Here is a 25,818-nt window from a genome sequence, read left to right on the forward strand (position 1 = left end):
ATCGTATTGTTGAATCTTCTGATGTTTATTGTTCTTATTGGTGTTTTATTCTATTTACAAAAAAAGAAGGTTTCATTTTCGAAGAGGGTCTTTACAGCCCTCGGTCTGGGAATTGTATTCGGCTTTGCCCTGCAGTGGTTATATGATCCGGCTGATGAAAATTTAACTCAGTCGATCGATTGGTACAATATTGTCGGCAGCGGCTATATCAAACTTCTGCAAATGATCGTCATGCCGCTAGTATTTGTTTCAATCATTTCCGCTTTTACAAAATTGAAACAATCGCATAACCTCGGCAGGATTTCCGTATTGATACTTGGTCTTCTCGTTGGGACCACTGCCGTGGCAGCAGCTGTTGGTATTGCAACCACCGCTGCATTTGATCTTGAAGCCATTCAAATCGAACAGGGTGATGCGGAGGCGGCCAGAGGGGTACAACTGGAGGAACGTGCAGCTGCCATGGAAGGTCAGGGTTATCCACAGAAAATCCTCGAACTCCTTCCAGCGAATCCATTCTATGACTTCACCGGCCAGCGTGCAACATCCACGATTGCCATCGTCATTTTTGCCGCCTTCATAGGGATTGCCTATTTGGGGATACAGAGGAAAGAACCGGATGCCGCAGCCAGCTTCAAAAAAATCGTAGATTCCATTTATGCGGTTGTTATGAGAGTAGTAACCTTGGTGCTGCGTCTGACTCCATACGGTGTCCTGGCCATTATGGCGAAGACTGTCGCCCTGAGTGACTTCGATGCTATAGCTAAGCTGGGTGAATTTGTGGTTGCCTCTTATATTGCCCTTCTCGTTATGTTCGCCATTCATTTGCTCATGTTGACGCTTTCGGGTCTGAACCCGCTGACGTATGTCAAAAAAGTATTGCCTGTTCTTACTTTTGCATTCACATCCAGATCCAGTGCGGGGACGCTGCCTTTGAATATCCATACCCAGACGAAGAAGCTGGGTGTTTCTGAAGGAATCGCCAATTTCTCCGGTTCGTTCGGTCTGTCGATCGGTCAAAACGGGTGTGCCGGTGTATATCCTGCCATGCTTGCCGTCATGATTGCTCCTACTGTAGGAATTGATCCATTGACCCCTTCTTTCATATTGACGCTTATCATAATCGTTGCCATTTCCTCATTCGGGGTAGCCGGAGTCGGAGGCGGAGCCACTTTTGCCGCCATTCTCGTGCTGTCAGCGATGGATCTTCCAATTGCTCTCGCAGGTCTTCTGATCTCCATCGAACCGCTGATTGATATGGGCAGGACTGCCGTAAATGTCAGCGGAGCGATGACTGCAGGGGTCATTACAAGCAAAGCTACTGGTGAATTGGATACAGGGTTATATCAAAATGCTGATATTGCTGAAGAATAATTTGCAGGGGGATCTAATTAAATATTGAGATGAATCCTGGGAATGCTACATTGTGTATGCATTCCCTTTTTTAACGTAGTTTTCAGTCACTAGTGATTGAATCATAAGTTTGGAGGTATTCATCTTGTCAGTACAAACAATCTCAGTAAAAGAAATCGCAAAAAAAGTCATGCGCAATGAAAAAGCATTCATACTTGATGTCCGGAAAACGGGGGATTTTGATGATTGGAAAGTGGAGGGGAAAACAATCGAGGTCTTCAATACACCTTTTAGCGAGTTAACGGATGGGATTGATCCCATCGTCGAACACCTGCCAAAAGATGAGCCGATATATGTCATTTGTTCAAAGGGAAATTCCTCGAAGAAAGCCGCCGAGAAGATTGCCGAATATGGATATGATCAAGTGTATTCAATTGAAGGAGGCATGCAGGCCTGGAGTGAACATTTAGAGCCTGTGAAAATCGGTGAACTTAATGGAGGAGGCTCAATTTATCAATTTGTCAGAATAGGAAAAGGCTGCCTCTCCTATTTTATCGAATCAAATGGAGAAGCGGCAGTAGTCGATGCAACCAGGATGACTCAGGTCTTCGAAAACTTTGCACAGGAAAAAGGGGTTAAGATAAAAGCCCTGATTGATACCCATCTTCATGCAGATCATATATCAGGAGGCAGGAAGCTGGCTGAGACAGCGGGAGCCCAGTATTATCTTCCTCCAAAGGATGCCGGTGAGGTGACGTTCGAGTTCACGGCTCTCGAAGAAGGGAAAGACATTGGGATTGGGGATTCCGTTATTACCATACATCCTGTGTATTCACCCGGCCACACGATCGGCAGCACCTCTTTGATCATCGATGAAGCTTATTTACTGACGGGTGACATTTTGTTCATCGGTTCAATCGGAAGGCCGGATCTCGCCGGAAAAGCAGGAGACTGGGCAGATCACCTCCGGGACACTTTGTATGAAAAGTATGCGTCACTGGATAAAAATTTGATCGTGCTCCCTGCCCATTTCATGACGGTCAATGAATTGAACGGAGATGGCAGTGCAGCGGAGAAGCTCGAAGTACTGTACAAAGAGAATCATGGTTTGAACATTGAAGATGAAGAGGAGTTCAGGAAAGCGGTCAGTGAAAATCTTCCGCCTCAGCCGAATGCTTACCAGGAAATCAGGGAAACCAATATGGGGAAGATCGCTCCGGAAGACGAAAAGCAACGGGAAATGGAGATCGGGCCGAATCGGTGTGCGATCAAATAATCATATCAAAACACGAACGAAAATAAAAAAATAATAAACAATGTTTGTTATTTGGCTTTACAACTTATTTGATTACCTTTATACTAACGATAATCAAATACACTTTCACTCATATAATCGCGGGGATATGGCCTGCAAGTTTCTACCGGATGACCGTAAAGCATCCGACTATGGGTGAGCGATGGACGGCATGCATATTCTGTTTGCTTTCTTTACCTTTTTCGTATACCTGAAGGTCATTGTTCACTCATTTTTTGAGTGTCTATGGTCTTCAGGTTTTTTTATTATGACAGTTATGATCCGAAGGGAGCAGATCGAGATGGAATTATTGAAAAAGAAAATGATTGAAGAGGGTGCCGTATTATCAAATCAGGTCCTGAAGGTGGACTCGTTTTTAAACCATGGGGTGGATCCCGTTTTGATGGACGCGGTGGGAAAAGAATTCGCAGAAAGGTTCAAAGATCAATCCATTACAAAAGTATTGACCATCGAATCATCCGGCATCGCCCCTGGATTGATGGCTGCATTGACACTTGGGGTGCCGATGGTCTTCGCACGCAAACGCAGATCGCTGACACAGTCGGAAGATCTGATCACTGCGAAGGTTTATTCCTTCACAAAACAGGAAGAAAATACGATCACTGTATCGGGCAAATACATACACGGCGGTGACGATGTCCTTATCATCGATGACTTTTTGGCAAATGGACAAGCGGCTCTTGGTCTTGTCGAACTTGCAGAAATGGCAGGAGCAAATATTGCCGGAATCGGAATTGTGATTGAAAAAGCCTTTCAAGATGGCGGGAAACTGTTAAGGGAGAAAGGCTTCCGCGTTGAATCACTGGCAGAAATAAAATCACTCGAAAATGGGGTTATTTCATTTAAAGAAAGTGTAGTAGAGGAGGCGGCTCATTCATGAAAAATGTATCACTCGGCATCCAGCATGTCCTTGCCATGTACGCGGGAGCGGTCATCGTTCCCCTTATCGTCGGAGGCGCACTGGGTTTAACAGGGGAAGAACTCACCTATCTCGTTTCGATTGATATTTTCATGTGTGGAATAGCAACGATACTTCAAGTCTGGAAAAACCGTTTTTTCGGCATAGGCCTTCCGGTAGTCCTCGGATGTACCTTCACAGCCGTCGGTCCGATGATTGCGATCGGCGGTCAGTACGGAATTTCAGCCATATACGGCTCCATTCTAGTGTCGGGTGTATTCGTCATTGTAATCAGTAAGTACTTTGGAAAACTGGTCCGATTCTTCCCGCCTGTCGTCACGGGATCGGTTGTCACAATCATCGGGATCACACTCATCCCGGTTGCCATGAATAATATGGCCGGCGGTGAAGGAAGCAGTGATTTCGGGTCTCTGACAAATCTGTCGCTGGCTTTCGGAACTTTACTGATCATCCTGGTCCTTTACAAGTTTTTCACAGGTTTCATCCGCTCGATCTCCATTCTCGCAGGGTTGATCATAGGAACCGTGGCTGCTTCTTTTATGGGGATGGTCGATGTGAGTGAAGTCGGCAATGCCTCCTGGTTCCATATGGCACAGCCTTTTTATTTCGGACTTCCGACATTTGAACTTTCAGCGATTTTGACGATGATACTTGTCGCGATAGTAAGTCTTGTAGAATCGACTGGAGTATACTTTGCCCTGGCTGATATTTGTAAAAAAGACGTGGAAGAAAAGGATCTTGCAAGGGGTTACCGGGCCGAGGGGCTGGCCATCGTCCTCGGGGGTCTATTCAATGCGTTCCCTTATACCACGTATTCGCAGAATGTAGGGTTACTTCAATTATCGGGCGTCAAAAAGAATCACATCATTTATATGACAGGAGCATTCCTTGTTGTCCTCGGACTTGTACCAAAAATAGGCGCGATGACGACCATTATCCCCGCACCGGTTCTCGGAGGGGCGATGGTGGCGATGTTCGGGATGGTCATTGCCTATGGCATCAAGATGCTCAGCCAGGTAGACTTTTCCTCGCAGGAAAACCTCTTGATCATTGCGTGTTCAGTCGGAATGGGTCTCGGGGTGACAGCTGTGCCGGAGCTATTTGCCCAAATGCCTTCGAGCATCCGGATTCTGACGGATAATGGCATCGTGGCTGGAAGCCTGACAGCAATATTTTTAAATGTATTTTTCAACGCGGCGAGAAAAAAGGAATCCAAGTTTATATTAAAAGAACAGAAGGCATCATAAATAGGTAACCCGGGGCATGGGTAATCATGCTCCGGGTTTTTTTGTGTGCTAGGAAAAAAGGTGTTTCCTCCTGGTGTAAATTCTAGGAATATATTCCTTTTTGATTGAAATGTTATTGAAATATTCTGAAATTATATCTATAATATTAAGAAAATTTAAACATTTTTTCCTATGAAGGAGGTGATATGAATATGAATATCTACATGTCGGTGGATATGGAAGGAATAACAGGGCTGGTGGATCACACACATGTTGACTCAGCCAGACACAATTACGAACGCGGAAGAGCCATCATGACAGAAGAAGCCAATGCTGTCATTCATGCCGCTTTTGACAGCGGATGCAGTGAGGTGTTAGTCAATGACAGCCATTCTCAAATGAACAATCTGTTAATTGAAAAGCTGCACCCTGAAGCGAAGTTGATATCCGGAGGAGTAAAGCCATATTCGATGGTACAAGGGCTGGATGAAACGTTCCAAGGTGCTTTTTTTATTGGTTATCATGCAAGGGCATCGATGAAGGGGGTCATGTCCCACTCGATGATTTTCGGTGTGAGGCATATGTACATAAACGATAAAGCTGTCGGAGAAATGGGTTTCAATGCTTATGTTGCCGGGTACTTCGGTGTCCCTGTCCTGCTGGTTGCCGGTGATGATCAGGCCGCACTGGAAGCAGAGGAACTCATACCAAATGTGACAACTGCCGTTGTGAAGGAAACAATCTCCCGCTCAGTGGCAAAGAGTCTTACACCGGCAAAATCTCAGGAGCTGTTAAAGAAAAAAACGGAACAAGCATTGCAAAATCGTCAAAATGTCAAACCGCTCATCCCGCCTGATCACCCTGAACTCAAAATTGAATTTGCCAACTATGGACAGGCAGAATGGGCAAGTATGATGCCCGGAACCGTTCACGACCCGGGCACGACGACCGTCCGCTTTAAGGCAAAGGACATCTTGGAAGCCTACCGGGCGATGGTGGTCATGACCGAACTGGCAATGAAAACGACATTCTGTTAGAAAGTGTGAAAATTAATGGGTACATACTTGGTTAAACGGCTTATTGCCATGGTCATTACATTGTGGCTGATTGTCACACTTACCTTTTTCCTGATGCATGCCATTCCTGGTTCCCCTTTCAATGAAGAAAGAAATACCAGTGAAATGGTACAGAAAAACCTGGAAGCGCACTATCATCTTGACGAACCTTTACTGATTCAATACGCACTTTATCTAAAATCACTTGTTACATTGGATTTCGGCCCCTCGATCACCCAGCCTTCACAAACCGTGAACGATATGCTGGGCAGGGGGTTCCCGATCTCTTTTGAACTGGGTATGATCACGCTTGTGATAGCGGTACTGTCAGGGATCATCCTCGGTATACTGGCCGCACTCCGTCACAACCGTATGATTGATTATATGGCCATGACATTTGCGGTACTTGGTATTTCGATCCCGAACTTCGTCATGGCGACAATGCTGATCCAGCAGGTGGCTGTTAACTGGGAGATACTCCCGGTTGCCACATGGACCAGCTGGAAACATATGATCCTGCCAACCCTCGCACTTGCAACCGGTCCGATGGCGATCATCGCCCGTCTGACCCGTTCGAGCATGCTTGAAGTCTTGACACAGGACTATATCCGGACTGCAAGAGCAAAAGGATTGTCACCATTTAAAATCGTCGTCAAGCATGCACTGCGCAATGCACTGCTTCCTGTTGTCACCGTCCTCGGTACACTGGCTGCCGGCATTCTGACAGGTACCTTCGTCATCGAACAGATCTTCGCGATACCCGGGATGGGCAAATATTTCGTAGAGAGCATCAATCAGCGTGATTACCCTGTCATCATGGGTACCACCGTATTCTATAGTGCATTCCTGATTGCCATGCTCTTCCTGGTCGATCTTGCATACGGCTTTTTGGATCCGCGCATCAAGCTGCATAAGAAGGAGGCGAAATAATGGGTGCTCCTCAACAACAAGGTACCAATTTATCGGATGAATCATTGGACAAATGGTTCATCCCAAAAGAAAAAAATAAGGGGGAAGCGGAAGCCGTTGTACGTCCCAGCCTTTCCTACTGGCAGGATGCCTGGCACAGGCTCCTTAAGAATAAACTTGCGATGCTCGGTTTCGTGTTCTTGACCCTATTGATTACAATGGCCGTCATCGGACCCATCATCTCACCCCATGACGTCACAAAGCAGACGCTTGCGAGCCAGAACCTGCCGCCTTCCGGGGATCATTGGTTCGGGACGGATGATCTGGGACGGGATGTATTCACCCGGACCTGGTATGGGGCCCGTATCTCTTTATTTGTAGGTTTCATGGCCGCTTTGATCGACTTTGTCATCGGAATCATTTACGGGGGCATCTCCGGATACAAAGGCGGGAAGACGGATAACGTGATGATGAGAATAGTTGAAATCCTTTACGGACTCCCGTACCTGCTTGTCGTTATCTTATTGATGGTCGTCATGGGACCGGGGCTGTCCACCATCATCGTGGCTTTGACGGTCACCGGATGGATCGGAATGGCCAGGATCGTCAGGGGACAGGTGCTCCAAATCAAGAACTACGAGTTCATCCTGGCATCGAAAACGTTCGGCACTAAAACGGCAAGGATCATCCGCAAGAACCTGCTGCCCAACACAATGGGACCGATCATCGTACAGATGACCCTGACGGTGCCGAGCGCCATTTTCGCTGAAGCATTCCTAAGCTTTCTCGGCCTGGGCATCCAGGCGCCGTATGCAAGCTGGGGCGTCATGGCAAATGACGGATTATCTACGATTCTATCAGGCTACTGGTGGCGATTGTTCTTTCCGGCATTGTTCATATCCTTGACGATGTTTTCATTCAATGTGCTGGGTGACGGGCTTCAGGATGCACTCGATCCAAAGCTGAGGAGGTAAACAACGATGAAAAACAGAGTATTGGCCGTTCAAGACCTTCATGTATCATTCACTACTTATGGAGGGGAGGTCAAAGCGGTCCGCGGCGTGAACTTTCATTTAAATAAAGGAGAAACGCTTGCCATCGTCGGTGAATCCGGGTGCGGGAAAAGCGTAACGTCCCAAAGCATCATGAGACTGATCCCGGATCCACCGGGGAGGATAACAAACGGATCGATCGAATTTAATGGGCAGGATTTACTCCACCTGTCGGAAAAGGAAATGAGAAGTGTCAGAGGTAAAGATATCTCGATGATCTTTCAGGATCCGATGACGGCCCTGAACCCGACACTCACGATAGGTGAGCAAATCATGGAAGGGATTATGCAGCATGAGAGCATCTCTAAAAAAGGGGCATCCGAAAAAGCGGTTGACATGCTCAATCTTGTAGGCATCCCTCACCCAGAGGAACGGCTGAAGCAGTATCCACATCAATTCAGCGGCGGGATGAGGCAGCGGATCGTGATTGCGATGGCCCTCGTATGCCAGCCGGATGTCTTGATAGCCGATGAACCGACGACTGCACTCGATGTAACGATTCAAGCGCAGATCCTTGAACTTTTTAAAGAAGTCCAGCGCAAGACAGGTGTCTCCATCATTTTGATCACACATGACCTGGGAGTCGTTGCCCAGGTGGCAGACAGGATCGCTGTCATGTATGCCGGGAAAATCGTCGAGGAGGGAACGAGAAGGGAAATCTTCTATCATCCTCAGCATCCTTATACAAAAGGCCTGTTGAAATCGGTTCCGAGACTCGACCTTGATGGAGCTGAACTTATACCGATAGCGGGTTCACCGCCGGATTTATTCTCACCGCCGGCAGGTTGTCCATTCGCTGCCCGCTGTGATTATGCGATGGAAGTCTGCGACCGGGTATATCCTGCTAAAACGGAACTTTCAGGTGACCACCATGTCGATTGCTGGCTCCAGGATCCACGTGCAAAAGCGATGCTTTCAACTATCAGTTATAACATACGCTGATAGAATGATAGTAAAAAACAAAGAGGGGGAAGAACATGAGAAAGATATTATCAATTTTTCTGACAGGGCTGCTTTTATTTGTACTGGCAGCCTGTACAGCAACAAAGGATGCAGGCAAAGAATCGGACAGCAAGGATGGAAAAGACAGCGGTGAGAAGGTGTTGTATTTGAATAACGGCGCCGAGCCGACTTCATTTGACCCGCCAATCGGATTTGATTCGTACTCCTGGACTGCCCTGAACAACTTGATGGAAGGACTTACCCGCTTAAATGCCGACCATGAGCCGGAAGGAGCCATGGCAGAGAAATGGGATGTGTCTGAAGATGGGAAAGTGTACACCTTTCATATCCGTGAAGATGCCAAATGGTCAAACGGGGATGATGTAACCGCCGGAGATTTCGTGTTTGCATGGAAGAGATTACTAGACCCTGAAACCGGATCGCCAGCTGCATTCCTCGGCTATTTCATCGAAGGCGGTGAGGCTTTCAATAACGGAGAAGGACCTGCAGACGATGTGAAAGTAAACGCAGTGGATGATAAGACATTCGAAGTGACGCTCACAAGTCCTCAGGCTTATTTCTTAAGTGTCATCTCGAACCCTGCATTCTTCCCGATCAATGAAAAGGTTGCAACAGAAAACCCTGAATGGTTCGCAGAAGCGGATACGTTCGTTGCAAACGGGCCGTTCAAGTTGACTGAATGGGAGCATGACAGTCATTTTGTAATGGAAAAGAATGACCAGTATTGGGATGCCGACTCCGTGAAGCTTGATAAAGTGAACTGGGCAATGGTCAATGATTCCAATACCGATTATCAGTTATATAAAACCGGTGAACTTGATACGGCAGACGTACCAGCCGACTTGAGTAAACAACTGTTTGAAGAAGGTAAAGTGAATGTAGAAGATCAGGCAGGAACATATTTCTACCGTTTCAACCTGGATAAGGAACCTTTCCAAAATAAAAACATCCGAAAAGCATTCGCGATGGCTGTCGATCAGCAGCAAATGGTTGATTTTGTAACGAAGAACAAAGAAAAACCTGCGTATGGTTTTGTATCAAGCGGGTTTAAAGATCCATCCGGAAACGACTTCCGTGAAACGAGCGGCGACCTTGTAAAGACCAACGTCGAAGAAGCAAAAGCACTTCTTGAGAAAGGGATGGAAGAAGAAGGGTACGACAAACTTCCTGAAGTGACACTTACTTACAGTACAAGTGATACTCATCAGAAAATCGCTGAGGCACTTCAGCAAATGTTCAAGGAAAACCTGGATGTCGATGTGAAACTGGCGAATATGGAATGGAATGTGTTTCAAGATGAGCAGAAAGCAGGGAAGTTCCAATTATCCCGAAGCTCTTTCCTTGCCGATTACGGTGATCCGATCAACTTCCTTGAAAACTTCCAGTCTGGGCATTCGATGAACCGTACAGCCTGGAGCAATGAAGAGTATGACAACCTGATCAAACAGGCAAAGAATGAAGCAGACGAAGCAAAACGATTTGAGTTGATGTATAAGGCAGAAAAAATCCTAATGGAAGATATGCCGATCATCCCTATTCACTTCTATAATTATGTATACTTGCAAAACGAAGATGTATCAGGGATTGTCCGTCACCCTGTTGGATACATGGAATTAAAATGGGCAGACAAAAAATAAGAAGATAAAAAAGGAGCGGAGATGACTCTTTTATAGAGTCTCTCCCTCTTTTTCTACTGAAGGAGTGAAAAAAATGGTGTTAAGAGCGCGGAAACTTAAACGCGGAGATACGGTTGGTGTGATTGCGCCTGCAAGCCCCCCGAAGCAGGAATCGCTCAGTAAAGCTCTTTCCTTTTTAGAAGATTTGGGCCTGAAGGTGAAGCTTGGTTCATCACTCCACCAAAGAAATGGCTATTTGGCCGGTACAGACGAAGAAAGAGTTAAAGATATACATACAATGTTCCTTGATCCTGAAGTCAAAGCCGTCTTTTGTGCCTGCGGCGGTTTCGGTACAGGAAGGATCGCCTCGAAACTGGATTATGAATTGATTGCTAATAACCCGAAGATTTTCTGGGGATACAGTGACATTACTTTCCTGCATACGGCCATCCATCAAAACACAGGGCTGGTGACCTTCCATGGGCCGATGCTGAGTTCGGATGTCGGGCTGAAGGATGTCCATGAAAAGACCAAGGAAACATTCAGGCAGTTATTCGAGAGTAAACCTGTGGAGTTCTCACCGCCGTTCTCCCCTGTGGAAGTTGTAGTGGAAGGAAAGGCAGGCGGTCCGGTCACAGGGGGGAACCTCACCTTATTGGTGAGTACATTGGGGACGGAATATGAAGTGGACACCAGAGGAAAAATCCTTTTCATCGAAGATCTTGATGAAGAACCTTACAAAGTCGACCGGATGCTTAACCAGCTGAAGATGGCCGGGAAATTCAGGGATGCAGCGGGAATCATCATCGGGGATTTCAAAAATTGCGAACCAGATAAAAGAAAGGAATCCCTTACGCTGGATGAATTATTCGATGAGTATATCAGAAAAGCAGGTAAGCCGGCTCTTAAAGGATTCTTTATCGGTCATTCTTCTCCAAGTCTTGCCGTTCCTGTCGGCTCTTATGGAAAGATCGATACATCCACCCAATCATTCATTGTCGAAAGCGGCATAAAGGAAGAGGATGAAGCCTGATGAAAATAGCACAAATCGAAACCTTTCGTGCAGCAGTACCATTGCACACCCCATTCAAGACGGCTCTCCGGACGGTGCATACCGCTGAAGCCATCGTGGTCAATATCATTTGTGATAATGGGATAAACGGGTGGGGGGAAGCACCTCCTACCCTGGTGATAACAGGAGACAGTCTCGATAGCATCGAATCTGCCGTCCTGCACTTCCTGAAGCCTGCATTGATTGGGAAATCCGTATTAAACCATGAATCTATATTTCAGGAGATGCATAAGCTTCTCGTAGGTAATAACAGTGCCAAAGCGGCTGTGGATATGGCCATTTATGATTGTCTTGCACAGTATAGCAGCATTCCGCTCTATCAATACCTGGGAGGATACCGGAACAAACTCGAAACAGATTATACCGTCAGTGTGAACAGTCCTGCAGAAATGGCCGAAGATGCCCTGCTGTACAGCATGAGGGGATTCGATGTCCTGAAGATAAAAGTCGGTAAAGATGAAATCGAAAAAGACATCAAACGAATCCAGGCTATCCGGCAGGTAATCGGGGACTCCGTAAAAATCAGGCTCGATGCAAACCAGGGCTGGGAAGCAAAAGCGGCCGTCCGGGCAATCCGGAAGATGGAAGATTTGAATTTAACTATTGAACTGGTGGAGCAGCCTGTTCCCGCCCATGATATTGAAGGGTTGAAGAAGGTAACGGATAATGTGGATACGCCCATCATGGCTGATGAGAGTGTATTTACACCGCAGCAGGCATTCCAGGTCCTTAAAACCAGGAGTGCAGACCTGATCAACATCAAATTGATGAAAGCCGGGGGGATCTACCAGGCTCAGAAGATCAACAATCTCGCGGAAGTTTGCGGAGTGGAATGCATGGTGGGCAGTATGATCGAAACCCGCCTCGGCATTACAGCTGCTGCCCATTTTGCAGCAAGCAAGAAGAATATCACACGATTTGATTTCGATGCCCCGCTCATGCTGTCAACCGACATCATTGCAGGCGGGATTCAATACAATGGGAAAACCATCACATTCCCGGACTCTCCGGGACTCGGTGTCAAAGCAGTGCAAATACATTGATGCAATAGGAGGTATACATATGAGAGAAAAAGCAGCAGTCAACGCAGGGGTGGCAACGGTTTGGACATCACCGGATTCAGCAAGGGACATCGATGCTCCCGCTTTGACGAATCCTGTGTATATAACGGAATGGCTGGATTCCTTAACACATGAAACAAGACTTGCCCTCTGTGATGAAAACCGGATTCAGACGCAGGTCTTATTCGGGCAGGAGGTACTGGTTCTTGAAGAAAGGGAAGGATGGTCACACATCATTGTCCCTGACCAGGCATCATCCAAGGATAAGCGCGGCTATCCCGGCTGGGTCCCTTCCGTACAGCTCGGTGAAAGTAATGCGCTGACTGAAGGAAATTCCTTTGCCATTGTAAAGGCAGAATTCACGGACCTTGTAACTGAAGATGATAAGGGAGAAATGGTATTAAGTTTCCTCACCTCTCTTTCTATCGAAAAAGAAGAAGGTGACCAGCTGGCAGTGTCCACTCCACTTGGAACTCGCTACGTGAAGAGGGAGGATGTATATATTTCCTCATCAGCAGTCAGTGATCAAAAAGGGAGCGGTCTTGATATCGTGCGTTCAGGGGAAGCATTCCTAGATCTCCCTTATTTATGGGGAGGCATGAGCAGTTATGGATTTGACTGTTCAGGATTCAGTTATTCGATGTGTAAAGCAAACGGGTATGTCATTCCGCGGGATGCCGGGGACCAGGCTAAAGAAGGGAAGGGTGTACCTCTGGATGAACTAAAACCGGGGGACCTTCTGTTTTTCGCATATGAAGAAGGGAAAGGCAGCATCCATCATGTCGCGATTTACTATGGGGACGGTAAGATGATCCACTCCCCAAATACCGGAAAGACGATTGAAATCATTACGATTAAAGGGACATATTATGAAAAAGAGCTTTGTGCAGCAAGACGCTATTGGCAGGATGCGGGGGATGCTTCATGAAAAAAGATACGATATTGGAAGTCAGGAACCTGAAAAAATACTTTTCTCTTGAAAAAGGCAAGGTGCTGAAGGCAGTCGATGATGTTTCCTTCGATATTTACAAGGGTGAAACATTTGGACTGGTCGGTGAATCAGGATGTGGTAAATCCACTACAGGCCGGACAATTATCGGACTTTATGATGCAACAGAAGGAGAAGTCACTTACAACGGAAAAAACGTCCATACGCTGACTGATAAAGAAAAACGTTCGTTTTACAGCAAAATGCAGATGATCTTCCAGGATCCGTATGCCTCGCTGAATCCCAGGTCGACTGTCCGTGAAATCATAGCAGAACCGATGGAAGCACACGGGCTGTATAAAGACAAAAAAGAACAGCTCCAACGGATTTATCAGCTGCTTGAAGACGTCGGACTCAACCGTGATCACGCAAACCGCTATCCACATGAGTTCAGCGGCGGTCAGCGGCAGCGGATCGGTATCGCACGCGCCCTGGCACTTAACCCGGAATTCATCATTGCTGATGAGCCGATTTCAGCCCTGGATGTATCCGTGCAGGCCCAGATCGTCAATTTACTTAAAAAGCTTCAGGAAGAAAAGGGGCTGACATTCCTATTTATCGCCCATGATCTTTCAATGGTTAAGCATATCAGCAACCGGATCGGTGTCATGTATCTCGGACATATCGTCGAGCTGACCGAGAGCAGTAATTTATATAAAAAACCTCTTCATCCATATTCACAGGCATTGCTGTCAGCCATACCCATACCTGATCCGGATGTAGAGGATGAGCGTGAGAGAATGATCCTGAAAGGGGAAATTCCCAGCGCCATGAATCCGCCGAGCGGCTGTGTATTCCGCACCCGATGCCCTGCAGCCATGGAAGCCTGTGCGACAACCGTGCCGAAATGGCATGAGGCTGAGAAGGATCATTTTGTAGCTTGTCATCTGTATGATAAGACTATCCGGAAAGATACCGATGAAGTGGCTGCAACGAGGTAATGGATAGGATGAAAGAGAAAGAGAAGATCCTGGAAGAACAGATACATGAATTGATTGAGGGTGTGGAAGGCAGAATCAGTTTATATATTGAACTGCCTGCACACACCTTAAAAATGAATTCAGACGTTCCATATTCAGCTGCAAGCTTAATCAAACTCCCGATATTACTGGAAGGGTTCCGACAGATCCAGGAAAAGAAGCTGGAGCTTGATGAGGTCATTCCCGTCACTCCGGAGGATAAAGTGGGAGGGGCGGGGGTGCTCAGTCATTTATCACCTCATACTAAGGTGACGGTTCATGACCTGCTGACCTTAATGATTATCGTTTCTGACAATACGGCATCCAATCTGCTTATCAATCGCATGGGGATGGATTCAGTCAATGGAATGTGCAGATTGCTCGGTCTGGAGCAAACAAAATTAAATCGGAGGCTGATGGATTTTGAAGCCTTGGAAATGGAGGTCGATAACCATATCTCTGCAACCGATGCGGTAAAATGCTTAAAAGCTATGGAAAACGACGATCTGTTTCAATTGAACAGCAGGGAATCAATGCTCCGGATTCTGCAAAATCAGCAATTTTACCAGAAGCTTCCCGGAAGCATGGACCGTAATGTGGTATTTACGGCGAATAAAACGGGTGAACTTCCCGGTGTCGAACATGACTGTGCCATTATCCGCTATAAACATCAAACAATATATGCTGCGGTATTGATAGATGAATTGAAGGATAGCTCCGAAGGGAGCGGGTTAATCATGAAGGTTGGAAAATGCCTGAATGATTACTTATTAACCTGAAAACAGGCGTGTCTCCCATGTGAACGGGAGACACGCCTGTTTTATTTGTATGTGTTACCAGTTCTTTTTGAAGGTTTCTTTTACATCGCCGACTTTTTCCTGGAATTTACCTTTATCTTTTTTACGTTCACCCTCGGCGATCTTTTCATCGTCCATTGTAAGTTTACCCCAGGTTTTCTTTAAATCGCCTTCCGTTTGCTTGCGTTTTCCTTTAACTTGATCTTTATTTTTTTCATCCATTGAAATCTACCTCATTTCTTTAATTTGTTTTCATGTTTTATCATTAACCGATTGGAAGAGAAATTAAACAAAATCGGTGGTAGCAATTTATGTAAAATTTATAGATTATCTCAACTTTATTTTGCTTGCTTATAAAGTTAATTTCATTAAAAGTGCCAAAAATCGCTCGTAAGAACGTTTGTTCTCATGGTGGATTTACGATGAATAAGGTGGTGTCAGGGATGGAGAATACACCTTAGAAGCTGAGGAGATTGTGAAATTTTGCGTAGAAGGCATGAGGACAGTGAAGTGATTACAGTGATGGCCTCCGCGTTATGTCAACTAATTAGTGCGTAAGAATAATGTGAAAAGGAGATCAATAGGCAGCTGGAAACGGAAATACACAGTTAATAAGCATTATTTTAAGCTAACAGGATTTTCAAAAAGCCGAAACGTGTATGCATTAACGATGTATAGAATTTTGTATTAATCCTATCTCGCAAATATTAAGGATAGCGTTAAATGAATTGATCTATAAAGAATTATGTTAAATTAAGGAAAAATATGATAGAATCAACATGTATGAATATTATGATAATTAAATAATGAAAAGGAGGCCGTCACGTCATGGTTATCAAGTGGATCAAACTCAGATAATTAAAGGTGCAGGCCAAAGTACTCCGTTGAGAGGTTATTGATCTGCGCCTCACTAAGCGCGATGTGAAAATAAAAATAACGGAGGAGATAGAACATGAAAGAACAATTACTGAAAATAAACCAAGTGGAAATCAATACAGAGAGCTTTGGAAACCCAAAGGATCCAGCCGTACTTTTGATTATGGGGGCAATGTCCTCACTTGATTGGTGGGATGAGGAGTTCTGTCAGCGTCTTGCTGACGAAGGGAGATTCGTCATCCGATACGATAATCGTGATTTGGGAAAATCAACGGTTTACGAACAAGGGACATCCAATTATACAATTACAGATCTGGCAGACGATGCGATTGGTATCCTGGATGCCTACTCGATCCAGAAGGCTCATGTCACAGGCATGTCTCTGGGCGGGATGATCGGACAGATTATGGCTGTAAAGAATCCTGAACGCATTCTAAGCCTTTCGATTATTGCATCAAGTGTATTCGGAACAGCCCAGGCTGAACTTCCGCAGATGAACCAGTGTATATTGGATCATCATTCAAAGAGTGCTTCGGTTGATTGGTCAGACCGGGAATCGTCCATCACTTACCTTGCAGAGGGCTGGAAGACTCTATCTGGTGCCAAACCATTTGAAAAAGAGAGAATGTATCTTCTGGCTGAAAGAGAATATAGCCGCGCCAAACAAATACAAAGCCGGTTCAATTATATACTGCTTGGTGGTGGAGAGGAGTACTTGGATCGTATGGAAGAAATAGACGTGCCGACAGTTATCATTCATGGAACAGATGATCCGGCGCTTCCGTTTGAACATGGCAGGGCTCTTGCTAAAGCCATTCCTCATGCGGAATTAGTGAGTCTTGAAGGTACGGGGCATGAAATCCATTCTGCAGACTGGGGCATAATAATCGAATCAGTCATAAAGGTCAGTTCCACGCGATAACATGATTGTTTAAAAAAACTGTTTAATATGATTTTCTGGACGCAGGGTAGTTGAATAAGGAGCTTAGGTTGTCAGTGGATTTAAAATAAATTATCCGTTAAAAAAAAACTGCACCGTTTTACCCCTTTGGATAAGTGTTTTCTAAAGGGGAATTTATATGGTGAAATGGATGAGAACAACTGAATTTAAGAAACTTATGACACAAAGCTCCTTAAATATTAAGGAGTTTTGTGTCATTATATATATAGAACAAATAAACCATTATACAATTCAAAAAGACTTTTGTGTCGCTTGTCAACACGGCTGGTTGTTATGGTTATTTAAAAGGGCTAAAATTTTAAATAGTTTACATAATACTAATTCTAGGAACATAAATAAAAATCATCAAAATAGTCTCATATCATAAGTATACTATTAATATTGAGACAAAATTAAAAATTTGAGTAATTTTAATGTTGTTATACATTAGTCAGTTCATAATCTTCATTTTGAATTAAAAGTCCTGATAAATTGTTTATTAAGCCGCATATTAATTTTTAGCCGTCGTGTCGTACTGATATTTTCTTAGCGCCGATTCATCAATCATCATAATACTCATAAAAAAATATCAATACGGTTGAATCTGCTGGCTCGTTTCCCAATACCGGCTTCTTCGTCCATATTGATTTAAGTTTACATAATAACAAACTACTTTTACTCCAGATGAACCCTAATATTCGGATTGATTTTCAATAATTCCTCTGTAAATTCCTTTTTATCCTGTGGTGAAATATATACAACATTGCTCTGATTATAGTCTATCCTCAACCGATCCAGTGATAATGCCGGGCTTGAAATCGGATTTTTCGATGCCTCGATCGACCGGATTGTATGAATATGGATATTGTAGCGAATCGGCCCTGCAGCAATTTTCAGCTCTTCCCCGTTTATTTCATAATAAGTTGCTGCAATCAACCATAGGATCAGCCCCATTATTGGCAGTGTTACAAAAAGAAAACCTTGACCATTCTCGCTGTCAGCACCGGGTATTTTCTGCAGGAACTCCCAATCCAGGACGGAAGCCAATGACGATGCCGCCATCAGAATTAATACAATAATAAGTAAAGGAAACATCACTTTCCCTTTTTTGGAGTTAAATCGCATACCATTTCCCCCTTCTTACTCTTTATACGAATTATATTAATGATGGTTTCAACTATTTACAGCGATTATTAAAAATAAGCATAAAGAGCAGCAGCTCCTTATGCTGGATTCAGTTTTAATAAATATTGTCTGGGAGTACCGAAATAAAGGACTTGATTGAACTGTTCATAGACAGACTCGAAATAAATATACACAGGTGCATCAAGAAGCCAAGGGTAATATGTGAAGAAACCGTCATCACCATTTACGATTGCAGTAAGTGCCAGCGGAAGTTCCTTCTTGAAAATCATGAATCTCACCTGTGAAAGCTTTTCATCAAATTCTCCACCGCTTACATATACCATTCCGCAAAGTGTATATTGCCCTTGTTCACGGCGCCATTCGGCGAGTACCTCATCCCTCATTTGTGTATTTATTTTAGGCGAATCATAATGACATCCGATACTTAAATAAAGATTCCCGGTAGTATCAGAATGAGTCAATGTATATCTTCTATTATCAATAGGATGAAAGATCGATGCCGGCGGCAAGTAGGTTACAGACAACTTCTCAGGATTGAATTCACTCATATAAAAGCCTCCTTCAGAATTTGGCCTGTATTAGTGTATGTCAATCGCCCATTTTCTGTGTCTGCTCTGGAGCAGCAACCCACTTTATCTTAATAAGATTCCATTTGTCATTCTCATAATACCAGCTGGAAACGGCAGTACCGATCCCGTCAGCCTTATATGCACCGCTGATTTGCTGATAGCCTTTTACCCCCTTCCCTTGTTTCCCCTCTATTTTGGCAGGTTTGTAAAACGCTGCGGGAAGGACCATCAGTTCCATCGGTTCATTCAATTTCCCATCGGTATAGATGCCCAGCCGTTCATAATCATCTTTTCGGCTGCTCAAATCAATCGTATATGATTGATTTGTATCCGTGAATGTAACAGCTGCCTTATAACCATCTTGAAATTGTCCCTGTATGACAGGCCCTGGCGGCAATCCCAGGTCAATTAACTTATTCCCTGCGACAGTGTGCAGATCCATGTCATATAGTCCGCCGCTCCCTCCTGTTGCTGCAGAATACAGCATATCTTTGATTCCGTCATGGTTCAGATCCACGAACTCGATCTTCGGCTCGTAGCCGCCATCGTAATCGATCCGTATCTCACTTCCGTTTGATGTTGTAATTTCTGCCCACACCTCTTTGAGAAATAAGGCATCAGGTGAAAATGGAACAGCCTTTAAGATGATTTCATCCTTTTTTCCATCTCCAGTTATATCTTTTGTGTAAGAATGGATTGTCAATTCAGTGTCCTTCGGTTGTTCATTCGTATCATCTGAAAAGTTTCCTGCGATTGCATGCAGGGACAAAATGAAAAATGCACCAAAAGCAAACAATAATTCTTTACGCATAGTGTCCTCTCCTCAGTAAGATAATTCTCTATTATCTTCACCAAATAAGGAAAAAGTATGTAAAAAAACCAACCCGTAAGAGAGTTGGTTTTTAGAATTATTGATTCCTTGATTCCGTGCCGGGTTTTTCATCCCAGCATTCAATACCCCTCAATCCTTTAATGGAATTGGAATAGAATACAGGATCTTTTCCTTCTTTCTTCTGAGCCCGGTAATCTTTAAGGGCAGCCAGAGCAATTTTGGCAAGGAGAGTAATGGCGATAAGGTTGATGACTGCCATGAGTCCCATGAACAGGTCAGCCAGCCCCCAAACTACGTCAAGATTCACTACAGCTCCGAAAACAACCATGCCTATTACTGCCAGTCGATAGATGAACAGCGCCACAGGACTATACTTGATGAATTCAATATTGGTTTCACCATAATAATAGTTTCCGATTACCGAACTGAAGGCAAATAAGAAGATGGCAACAGCGACGAACGTATCAGCCCACTCACCAACATGAAAGCTGAGGGCTGCCTGTGTCAGCTGGATTCCGTCGATCCCCGTCGTGTACTGATCGGAAAGGATGATCATGAAAGCAGTCGCAGTACAGATGATCAGCGTGTCGGTAAATACACCCAGTGTCTGGATCAAACCTTGTTTGACAGGGTGCGTCACCCCGGCAGTAGCCGCAGCATTAGGTGCACTACCCATTCCTGCTTCATTTGAGAAAAGACCACGTTTGATCCCCATCATGATTGCAGCCCCGACACCGCCGCTCACCACTTCCCTAAGTCCGAAGGCACTTTCAAAAATGATGGCGAACATATCAGGGAGCATAGTGATATTGGTAATCAGGATATAGAGCGCGAGTATGATATAAAGGATTGCCATGATCGGAACCAGAATCTGCGTGACGCTTGCAATCCGCTTGATCCCTCCAAAGATGATGACTGCGGTCAGCACAGCCAGTATGATTCCTGTCGTTAAACGGTCTAAAGAATAGGCACCTTCCATAGCGAGAGAAATGGTGTTGGATTGAACCGAGTTAAATACCAGACCAAAACAGAATGTAATGATGATGGCGAAAAGAATTCCCATCCAGCGGGCATTCAGGCCCTTTTCCATGTAATAGGCAGGTCCTCCGCGGAAACCGTCTTTCCCGTCATTCACTTTATAAATTTGAGCAAGAGTACTTTCAATGAAGCTGGTTGCCCCGCCAAGCAATGCAATCAGCCACATCCAGAAAACAGCTCCCGGCCCGCCTCCTGCTATGGCTGTTGCTACTCCAGCAAGATTCCCTGTACCTACACGGGAGGCAGTACTGATGGTGAATGCCTGGAAGGAGGAAATCCCCCTCTTCCCTTTGGCGGAAATAGTCGTTTTGTCCGTAAGAAGCCGTCCCATTTCGGCTATATAACGAAACTGTACAAACTTAGTACGCAAGGAAAAATAAAGACCGAGACCGACGAGGCCGGCGATCAGGATATACCCCCACATAAAATCATTCAGAGTTCCTAAAATTGAATTAAATAACTCCATACATATATCCCCCTTCTAGTTGTAATAAAATGTAAACGCTTGAACCTATGTATGTTTACCCTCAGCGACACTTTTTTAATCTACCAAATAAACAATTTCCAATCAAATATTAATGAGATTTTAATGTAAAAATATAAAAAATCCGCTTGAGAAGCTTGAGATAGATTGCCTATTACGGCAGACATCCTTATTTTCATTCAAAAAACCTGTGAGAGATTCCGATAATTCAATAAAAAAAACAGACGACCAAGGTAAACCCTTAGTCATCTGCTTATAATTTATTTATCTTTAATCGTATTCAAGATGCTGCGAATTACAGCTCCGCTTTCAGACTCATCCATAACAAATGAACCATTCGAGTAGCGGTCATTTGCACGAAGGTCTCTCATCCTGACATATTCCGTCTTGCCTTTTGAGCTGATGAGTTCAACTTCATGTGTATCATTTACAATTTCAATTGAAGCCACTCTATGAGGGTTTGATTTGAGCTCACGGAGCATGATGACGCCTCGTTTAGAACGGCTTGTTCTTTCGAATTCGGACATTCTCATCTTTTTCGCAGCCCCCCGGTGGGTGGCAAGGAAGACAAACTCCTTATCCGGATTGGTCACAATCTTGCCCGAGACGACATAGTCCCCTTCTTTAAGATTGATCCCTTTTACACCTGCAGCTCTTGGGCCCACGACACTTACCTCTTCTTCGGTGAACCACAATCCATAGCTTAGACTGGTGGCAAGGAATAGGTCATGCTTGCCATCTGTGAGATGAACATCAACCAATGTATCATCGCCTTTCAGGTTGATGGCCACGAGAGGCCGTGAATATCGCTGCGCTTTATATTGTGCAAGCTCGGTCTTCTTCGTCATTCCGTTTTTGGTGACGAACAGAAGATATCGTTCATCGGCGAAATCCTTAACCGGAATGGCCTTTAATACCTGTTCATCGCGGTCGATCGGCACGATGTTGCCCACATGCTGTCCGAGGTCTTTCCAGCGGATATCAGGCAGTTCATGGACAGGACAGTAAATGTAATTCCCTTTGTTGGTAAACACCAGGAGGACATCGGTCGTGTTCATTTCATATTGGGCGAGCAGCCTGTCCGTTTCCTTCATGGCGAGGTCCTGCCCGTTTGAAGCACTGTAAGAACGAAGGCTCGTGCGTTTAATGTAACCATCCTGAGTAACCGTCACCATGACGTCTTCGCTTGCGATCAATACTTCAAGATTGATCTTGAGTTCTTCGATTTTATCTTCGATTTTAGTCCTTCTTGCATCTGCAAATTGTTTCTTGATCGCTTTTAATTCTTTTTTTATGACACTCAATAACTTGTTTTCGCTTTCGAGGATAGATGTCAATTCAGCAATCAATTTATCCAATTCTTCCGCTTCACTGCGAAGAGCAGTAATATCGGTGTTGGTCAGCCGGTATAATTGCAGGCTGACGATTGCTTCAGATTGGGCTTCTGTGAATCCGTACTGGTCGATCAAATTGTTTTTTGCATCTTTTTTATCCTTGGAAGCACGGATGGTCGCGATCACTTCATCGAGGATCGATAATGCTTTCATCAAGCCTTCAACAATGTGCTGACGGTCACTGGCTTTCTTCAAGTCATACTTGGTGCGATTTGTAACCACTTCTTTTTGGTGCGTGATATAGGCATCCAGCATCCCTTCGATCCCCATGAGCTTTGGACGGCGGTTATGGATGGACACCATATTGAAGTTGTATGAAATTTGAAGGTCGCTGTTTTTATAAAGATAATTCAGTACGCCGCTTGAATCCGCATCCTTCTTCAACTCAATGACAATGCGCATTCCTTCCCGGTCTGTCTCATCGCGGACCTCTGCGATCCCTTCGACTTTCCTGTCGACCCTGAATTCATCCATCTTTTTAACAAGATTTGCTTTATTGATTTCATAAGGGATTTCTGTGATGACGATCTGCTGTTTGCTTCCGCGGATATTTTCTACTTCAGCTTTACCGCGGACAACTACTTTCCCTTTTCCTGTTTCGTATGCCTTTTTGATACCATCCACACCCTGGATGATTCCCCCGGTTGGAAAATCAGGTCCTTTCATGACGGTCATTAAATCATCGACCGTGCATTGAGGCTTCTCGATCCTCAAGATGGCTGCATCGATCACTTCCCCCAAATGATGGGGAGGAATATCGGTTGCATAACCTGCAGATATTCCCGTGGAACCGTTGACCAGGAGATTCGGGAACCGGGACGGCAGGACGGTGGGTTCACTTGACGTATCATCGAAGTTTGGGATGAATTCAACCGTGTCCTTATCGATATCCCGGAGCAGTTCCATCGAGATTGCTGAAAGCCGGGCTTCTGTGTAACGCATCGCAGCAGGGGGGTCTCCATCGATACTCCCGTTGTTGCCGTGCATTTCTACAAGGAAGTTACGCACCTTCCAATCCTGGCTCATCCTTACCATCGCGTCGTAAACGGATGTATCACCGTGGGGATGATAGTTACCGATTACATTACCGACTGTCTTGGCAGATTTACGGAACCCTTTTTCCTGCGTGTTCCCGTCCACATACATGGCATAGAGAATTCTTCGCTGTACAGGTTTAAGCCCGTCCCTTGCGTCCGGCAGCGCACGTTCCTGAATGATGTATTTACTGTATCGTCCGAATCGGTCGCCAAGCACCTCTTCGAGAGGCAAATCCTGATATCTTTCCACTGTTGTCATATATTACCCCTCCTCCTGGACTGTAATGTTCTCATTTTCCAGAATGCTGCCGTCTTCTTCCAATCCGAAAGCCACATTGCTTTCAATCCACTTGCGGCGCGGCTCCACCTTGTCTCCCATCAATGTGGTCACACGGCGTTCGGCACGTGCAGCATCATCGATCCGTACTCTGATCAAAGCGCGCGTCTCGGGATCCATGGTCGTCTCCCATAATTGATCTGCATTCATTTCCCCAAGACCTTTGTATCTTTGGATCATGTACCCTTTCCCGATTTTCTTCATGGCACCTTGAAGCTCTTCATCCGTCCATGCATACTCGATTTTTTCTTTCTTTCCCGTTCCTTTGCTTACTTTATAAAGCGGCGGCAGGGCAATATAGATTTTCCCCGCTTCAACAAGCGGCTTCATATAACGGTAGAAAAATGTCAGAAGCAGGACTTGGATATGTGCTCCATCCGTATCCGCATCAGTCATGATGACGATCTTATCATAATTAATGTCATCCACGTTGAATTCAGGACCGACTCCGCCTCCGATGGCATGGATGATGGTATTGATCTCTTCATTCTTGAAGATATCCTGCAATTTCGCCTTTTCAGTATTGATGACTTTACCGCGGAGAGGCAGGATTGCCTGGAACTTACGGTCACGTCCCTGTTTGGCAGAGCCTCCGGCAGAGTCACCTTCGACAAGGTACAATTCATTCCGCTGAGGATTTCTCGATTGAGCAGGGGTCAACTTCCCGGAAAGAACGGTTTCTGACCTTTTTCGTTTTTTCCCGTTGCGGGCATCTTCCCGTGCTTTTCTCGCTGCTTCCCGGGCCTGGGCCGCTTTAATCGATTTCTTGATCAGAAGGGAGCTTGTATCCGGGTTCTCTTCAAGGAAATAAAGCAGATGTTCTGAAACGACGGAGTCCACCGCTGAACGCGCTTCACTGGTACCAAGCTTTCCTTTTGTCTGTCCCTCGAATTGAAGCAGTTCTTCCGGTATTCGCACAGATACGATGGCTGCGAGACCTTCCCTGATATCTGTCCCTTCAAGGTTTTTATCACGATCTTTAAGGATGCCAGTCTTACGTGCATATTCATTGAACACCCTGGTCATGGCCGTCTTGGCACCGGCTTCATGGGTACCGCCGTCTTTTGTCCGCACGTTATTGACGAAAGACAGGATATTCTCAGAAAAACCGTCGTTGAACTGAAAAGCAAATTCCACTTCTATGTTATGGTTAACCCCTTCAAAAAAAGCAACCTTGTGAAGGGAGTCCTTTTCTTCATTTAAGTATTGTACGAATGCCTGTATGCCGCTCTCATATTGAAACACTTCTTTTTGATCATGACGCTCATCTTTGATTTCAATCTTCAAGCCTTTCAGCAGGAAGGCTGATTCTCTTAAACGTTCACACAAAGTGTCGTAATTATAAGTAGTCGTGCTGAATATACCGGGATCTGGTTTGAAGTGGATAAGTGTACCCGCTTTTTTTGTATTGCCGACCCTTTCAAGGGTCGTTGCCGGTTTCCCTCCGTCTTCAAAACGCTGCTCATATTTGATTCCGTCTCTTTCAATCGTAACGACAAGCCACTCGGAAAGCGCATTAACAACAGAGGCACCTACCCCGTGCAGACCGCCGCTTGTCTTATATCCTCCCTGACCGAACTTACCGCCTGCATGAAGGACCGTAAGGATGATTTCTGGTGTGGGTTTCCCCATCTTATGCATGCCGGTTGGCATCCCCCGTCCCCTGTCCTGTACGGAAATACTGTTATCTTTATGTATGGTGACGATGATTTCATCTCCGAAGCCCGCTAAAGCTTCATCTACAGCATTATCTACAATTTCATATACTAAATGATGCAGCCCTCTTGTATCAGTAGAGCCAATGTACATCCCAGGTCTTTTGCGAACGGCTTCCAAGCCTTCTAAAACCTGAATTGCATCATCATTATAAGCCATGGGCTGTG

22 protein-coding genes and 1 riboswitch are annotated in these 25,818 nt (G+C 45.1%); of the genes, 15 read left to right on the forward strand and 7 right to left on the reverse strand.

Annotated elements, in window-relative coordinates; all coding sequences use genetic code 11:
• Positions 1-21: 21 nt before the first annotated feature.
• The 14 genes from BHE18_RS05190 (at position 22) to BHE18_RS05255 (ending at position 15,264) form a co-directional block, all read left to right on the forward strand.
• On the forward strand, positions 22-1,371 hold the full coding sequence (locus BHE18_RS05190; RefSeq protein WP_440480382.1) for an L-cystine transporter: 1,350 nt from the start codon (positions 22-24) through the stop codon (positions 1,369-1,371).
• A 169-nt stretch (positions 1,372-1,540) separates the two neighbouring features.
• Complete coding sequence (locus tag BHE18_RS05195; RefSeq protein WP_071618243.1) at positions 1,541-2,626, forward strand: MBL fold metallo-hydrolase; 1,086 nt, start codon at positions 1,541-1,543, stop codon at positions 2,624-2,626.
• A gap of 89 nt (positions 2,627-2,715) precedes the next feature.
• Positions 2,716-2,817, forward strand: a riboswitch (purine riboswitch).
• Positions 2,818-2,945: 128 nt separating this feature from the next.
• A complete protein-coding gene (locus tag BHE18_RS05200; protein WP_071618244.1) occupies positions 2,946-3,545 on the forward strand; it encodes a xanthine phosphoribosyltransferase in 600 nt (199 codons plus the stop codon).
• A complete protein-coding gene (locus BHE18_RS05205; protein WP_071617556.1) occupies positions 3,542-4,831 on the forward strand; it encodes a nucleobase:cation symporter-2 family protein in 1,290 nt (429 codons plus the stop codon). The genes BHE18_RS05200 and BHE18_RS05205 overlap by 4 nt, the downstream gene beginning before the upstream one ends.
• A 191-nt stretch (positions 4,832-5,022) precedes the next feature.
• Positions 5,023-5,847 carry a M55 family metallopeptidase gene (locus BHE18_RS05210; RefSeq protein ID WP_071617557.1) on the forward strand — a complete coding sequence of 275 codons (825 nt, stop codon included), beginning with the start codon at positions 5,023-5,025 and terminating at the stop codon, positions 5,845-5,847.
• Between the two features lie 15 nt (positions 5,848-5,862).
• The gene (locus BHE18_RS05215; protein WP_071617558.1) at positions 5,863-6,795 is read left to right on the forward strand and encodes an ABC transporter permease; all 933 of its coding nucleotides are present in this window, start codon (positions 5,863-5,865) and stop codon (positions 6,793-6,795) included.
• The gene (locus tag BHE18_RS05220; RefSeq protein WP_071617559.1) at positions 6,795-7,748 is read left to right on the forward strand and encodes an ABC transporter permease; all 954 of its coding nucleotides are present in this window, start codon (positions 6,795-6,797) and stop codon (positions 7,746-7,748) included. Before BHE18_RS05215 ends, BHE18_RS05220 begins: the two co-directional genes overlap by 1 nt.
• 6 nt (positions 7,749-7,754) lie before the next feature.
• Positions 7,755-8,768 carry an ABC transporter ATP-binding protein gene (locus tag BHE18_RS05225; RefSeq protein WP_071617560.1) on the forward strand — a complete coding sequence of 338 codons (1,014 nt, stop codon included), beginning with the start codon at positions 7,755-7,757 and terminating at the stop codon, positions 8,766-8,768.
• Between the two features lie 35 nt (positions 8,769-8,803).
• Positions 8,804-10,426: a peptide ABC transporter substrate-binding protein gene (locus BHE18_RS05230; RefSeq protein ID WP_071617561.1), complete on the forward strand. Its 1,623-nt coding sequence runs from the start codon at positions 8,804-8,806 to the stop codon at positions 10,424-10,426.
• Positions 10,427-10,499: 73 nt separating this feature from the next.
• A complete protein-coding gene (locus BHE18_RS05235; protein WP_071617562.1) occupies positions 10,500-11,438 on the forward strand; it encodes a S66 peptidase family protein in 939 nt (312 codons plus the stop codon).
• Complete coding sequence (locus BHE18_RS05240) at positions 11,438-12,520, forward strand: dipeptide epimerase (RefSeq protein WP_071617563.1); 1,083 nt, start codon at positions 11,438-11,440, stop codon at positions 12,518-12,520. The genes BHE18_RS05235 and BHE18_RS05240 overlap by 1 nt, the downstream gene beginning before the upstream one ends.
• Before the next feature lie 19 nt (positions 12,521-12,539).
• The gene (locus tag BHE18_RS05245; RefSeq protein ID WP_171910656.1) at positions 12,540-13,466 is read left to right on the forward strand and encodes a C40 family peptidase; all 927 of its coding nucleotides are present in this window, start codon (positions 12,540-12,542) and stop codon (positions 13,464-13,466) included.
• The gene (locus tag BHE18_RS05250; RefSeq protein ID WP_071617564.1) at positions 13,463-14,467 is read left to right on the forward strand and encodes an ABC transporter ATP-binding protein; all 1,005 of its coding nucleotides are present in this window, start codon (positions 13,463-13,465) and stop codon (positions 14,465-14,467) included. The genes BHE18_RS05245 and BHE18_RS05250 overlap by 4 nt, the downstream gene beginning before the upstream one ends.
• Before the next feature lie 8 nt (positions 14,468-14,475).
• A complete protein-coding gene (locus BHE18_RS05255; protein WP_171910657.1) occupies positions 14,476-15,264 on the forward strand; it encodes a serine hydrolase in 789 nt (262 codons plus the stop codon).
• Between the two features lie 54 nt (positions 15,265-15,318).
• Here the strand turns inward: BHE18_RS05255 and BHE18_RS05260 are convergent, their stop codons facing one another.
• Positions 15,319-15,504, reverse strand: coding sequence for a CsbD family protein (locus tag BHE18_RS05260; RefSeq protein WP_071617566.1), 186 nt, complete (start codon positions 15,502-15,504; stop codon positions 15,319-15,321).
• Positions 15,505-16,234: 730 nt separating this feature from the next.
• Here BHE18_RS05260 and BHE18_RS05265 point away from each other — a divergent pair.
• Complete coding sequence (locus tag BHE18_RS05265; protein WP_071617567.1) at positions 16,235-17,080, forward strand: alpha/beta fold hydrolase; 846 nt, start codon at positions 16,235-16,237, stop codon at positions 17,078-17,080.
• A 693-nt stretch (positions 17,081-17,773) separates the two neighbouring features.
• Here BHE18_RS05265 and BHE18_RS05275 read toward each other — a convergent pair.
• The 6 genes from BHE18_RS05275 to parE all read right to left on the reverse strand — a co-directional run bounded on the left by BHE18_RS05275 (position 17,774) and on the right by parE (position 25,810).
• Complete coding sequence (locus tag BHE18_RS05275) at positions 17,774-18,223, reverse strand: PH domain-containing protein (protein WP_083573624.1); 450 nt, start codon at positions 18,221-18,223, stop codon at positions 17,774-17,776.
• Positions 18,224-18,321: 98 nt separating this feature from the next.
• Positions 18,322-18,792: a staygreen family protein gene (locus tag BHE18_RS05280; protein ID WP_071617569.1), complete on the reverse strand. Its 471-nt coding sequence runs from the start codon at positions 18,790-18,792 to the stop codon at positions 18,322-18,324.
• Between the two features lie 40 nt (positions 18,793-18,832).
• Positions 18,833-19,624 carry a hypothetical protein gene (locus BHE18_RS05285; RefSeq protein WP_071617570.1) on the reverse strand — a complete coding sequence of 264 codons (792 nt, stop codon included), beginning with the start codon at positions 19,622-19,624 and terminating at the stop codon, positions 18,833-18,835.
• 97 nt (positions 19,625-19,721) lie between these two features.
• Positions 19,722-21,149 carry an alanine/glycine:cation symporter family protein gene (locus BHE18_RS05290; protein WP_071617571.1) on the reverse strand — a complete coding sequence of 476 codons (1,428 nt, stop codon included), beginning with the start codon at positions 21,147-21,149 and terminating at the stop codon, positions 19,722-19,724.
• A gap of 278 nt (positions 21,150-21,427) precedes the next feature.
• Positions 21,428-23,857 carry a DNA topoisomerase IV subunit A gene (gene parC, locus BHE18_RS05295; protein WP_071617572.1) on the reverse strand — a complete coding sequence of 810 codons (2,430 nt, stop codon included), beginning with the start codon at positions 23,855-23,857 and terminating at the stop codon, positions 21,428-21,430.
• 3 nt (positions 23,858-23,860) lie between these two features.
• Positions 23,861-25,810, reverse strand: a complete 1,950-nt coding sequence (parE, locus tag BHE18_RS05300) for a DNA topoisomerase IV subunit B (RefSeq protein ID WP_141771836.1) — start codon at positions 25,808-25,810, stop codon at positions 23,861-23,863.
• Between the last annotated feature and the right edge of the window lie 8 nt (positions 25,811-25,818).

Source organism: Rossellomorea aquimaris (assembly GCF_001877785.1).
Taxonomy (GTDB): domain Bacteria; phylum Bacillota; class Bacilli; order Bacillales; family Bacillaceae_B; genus Rossellomorea; species Rossellomorea aquimaris_A.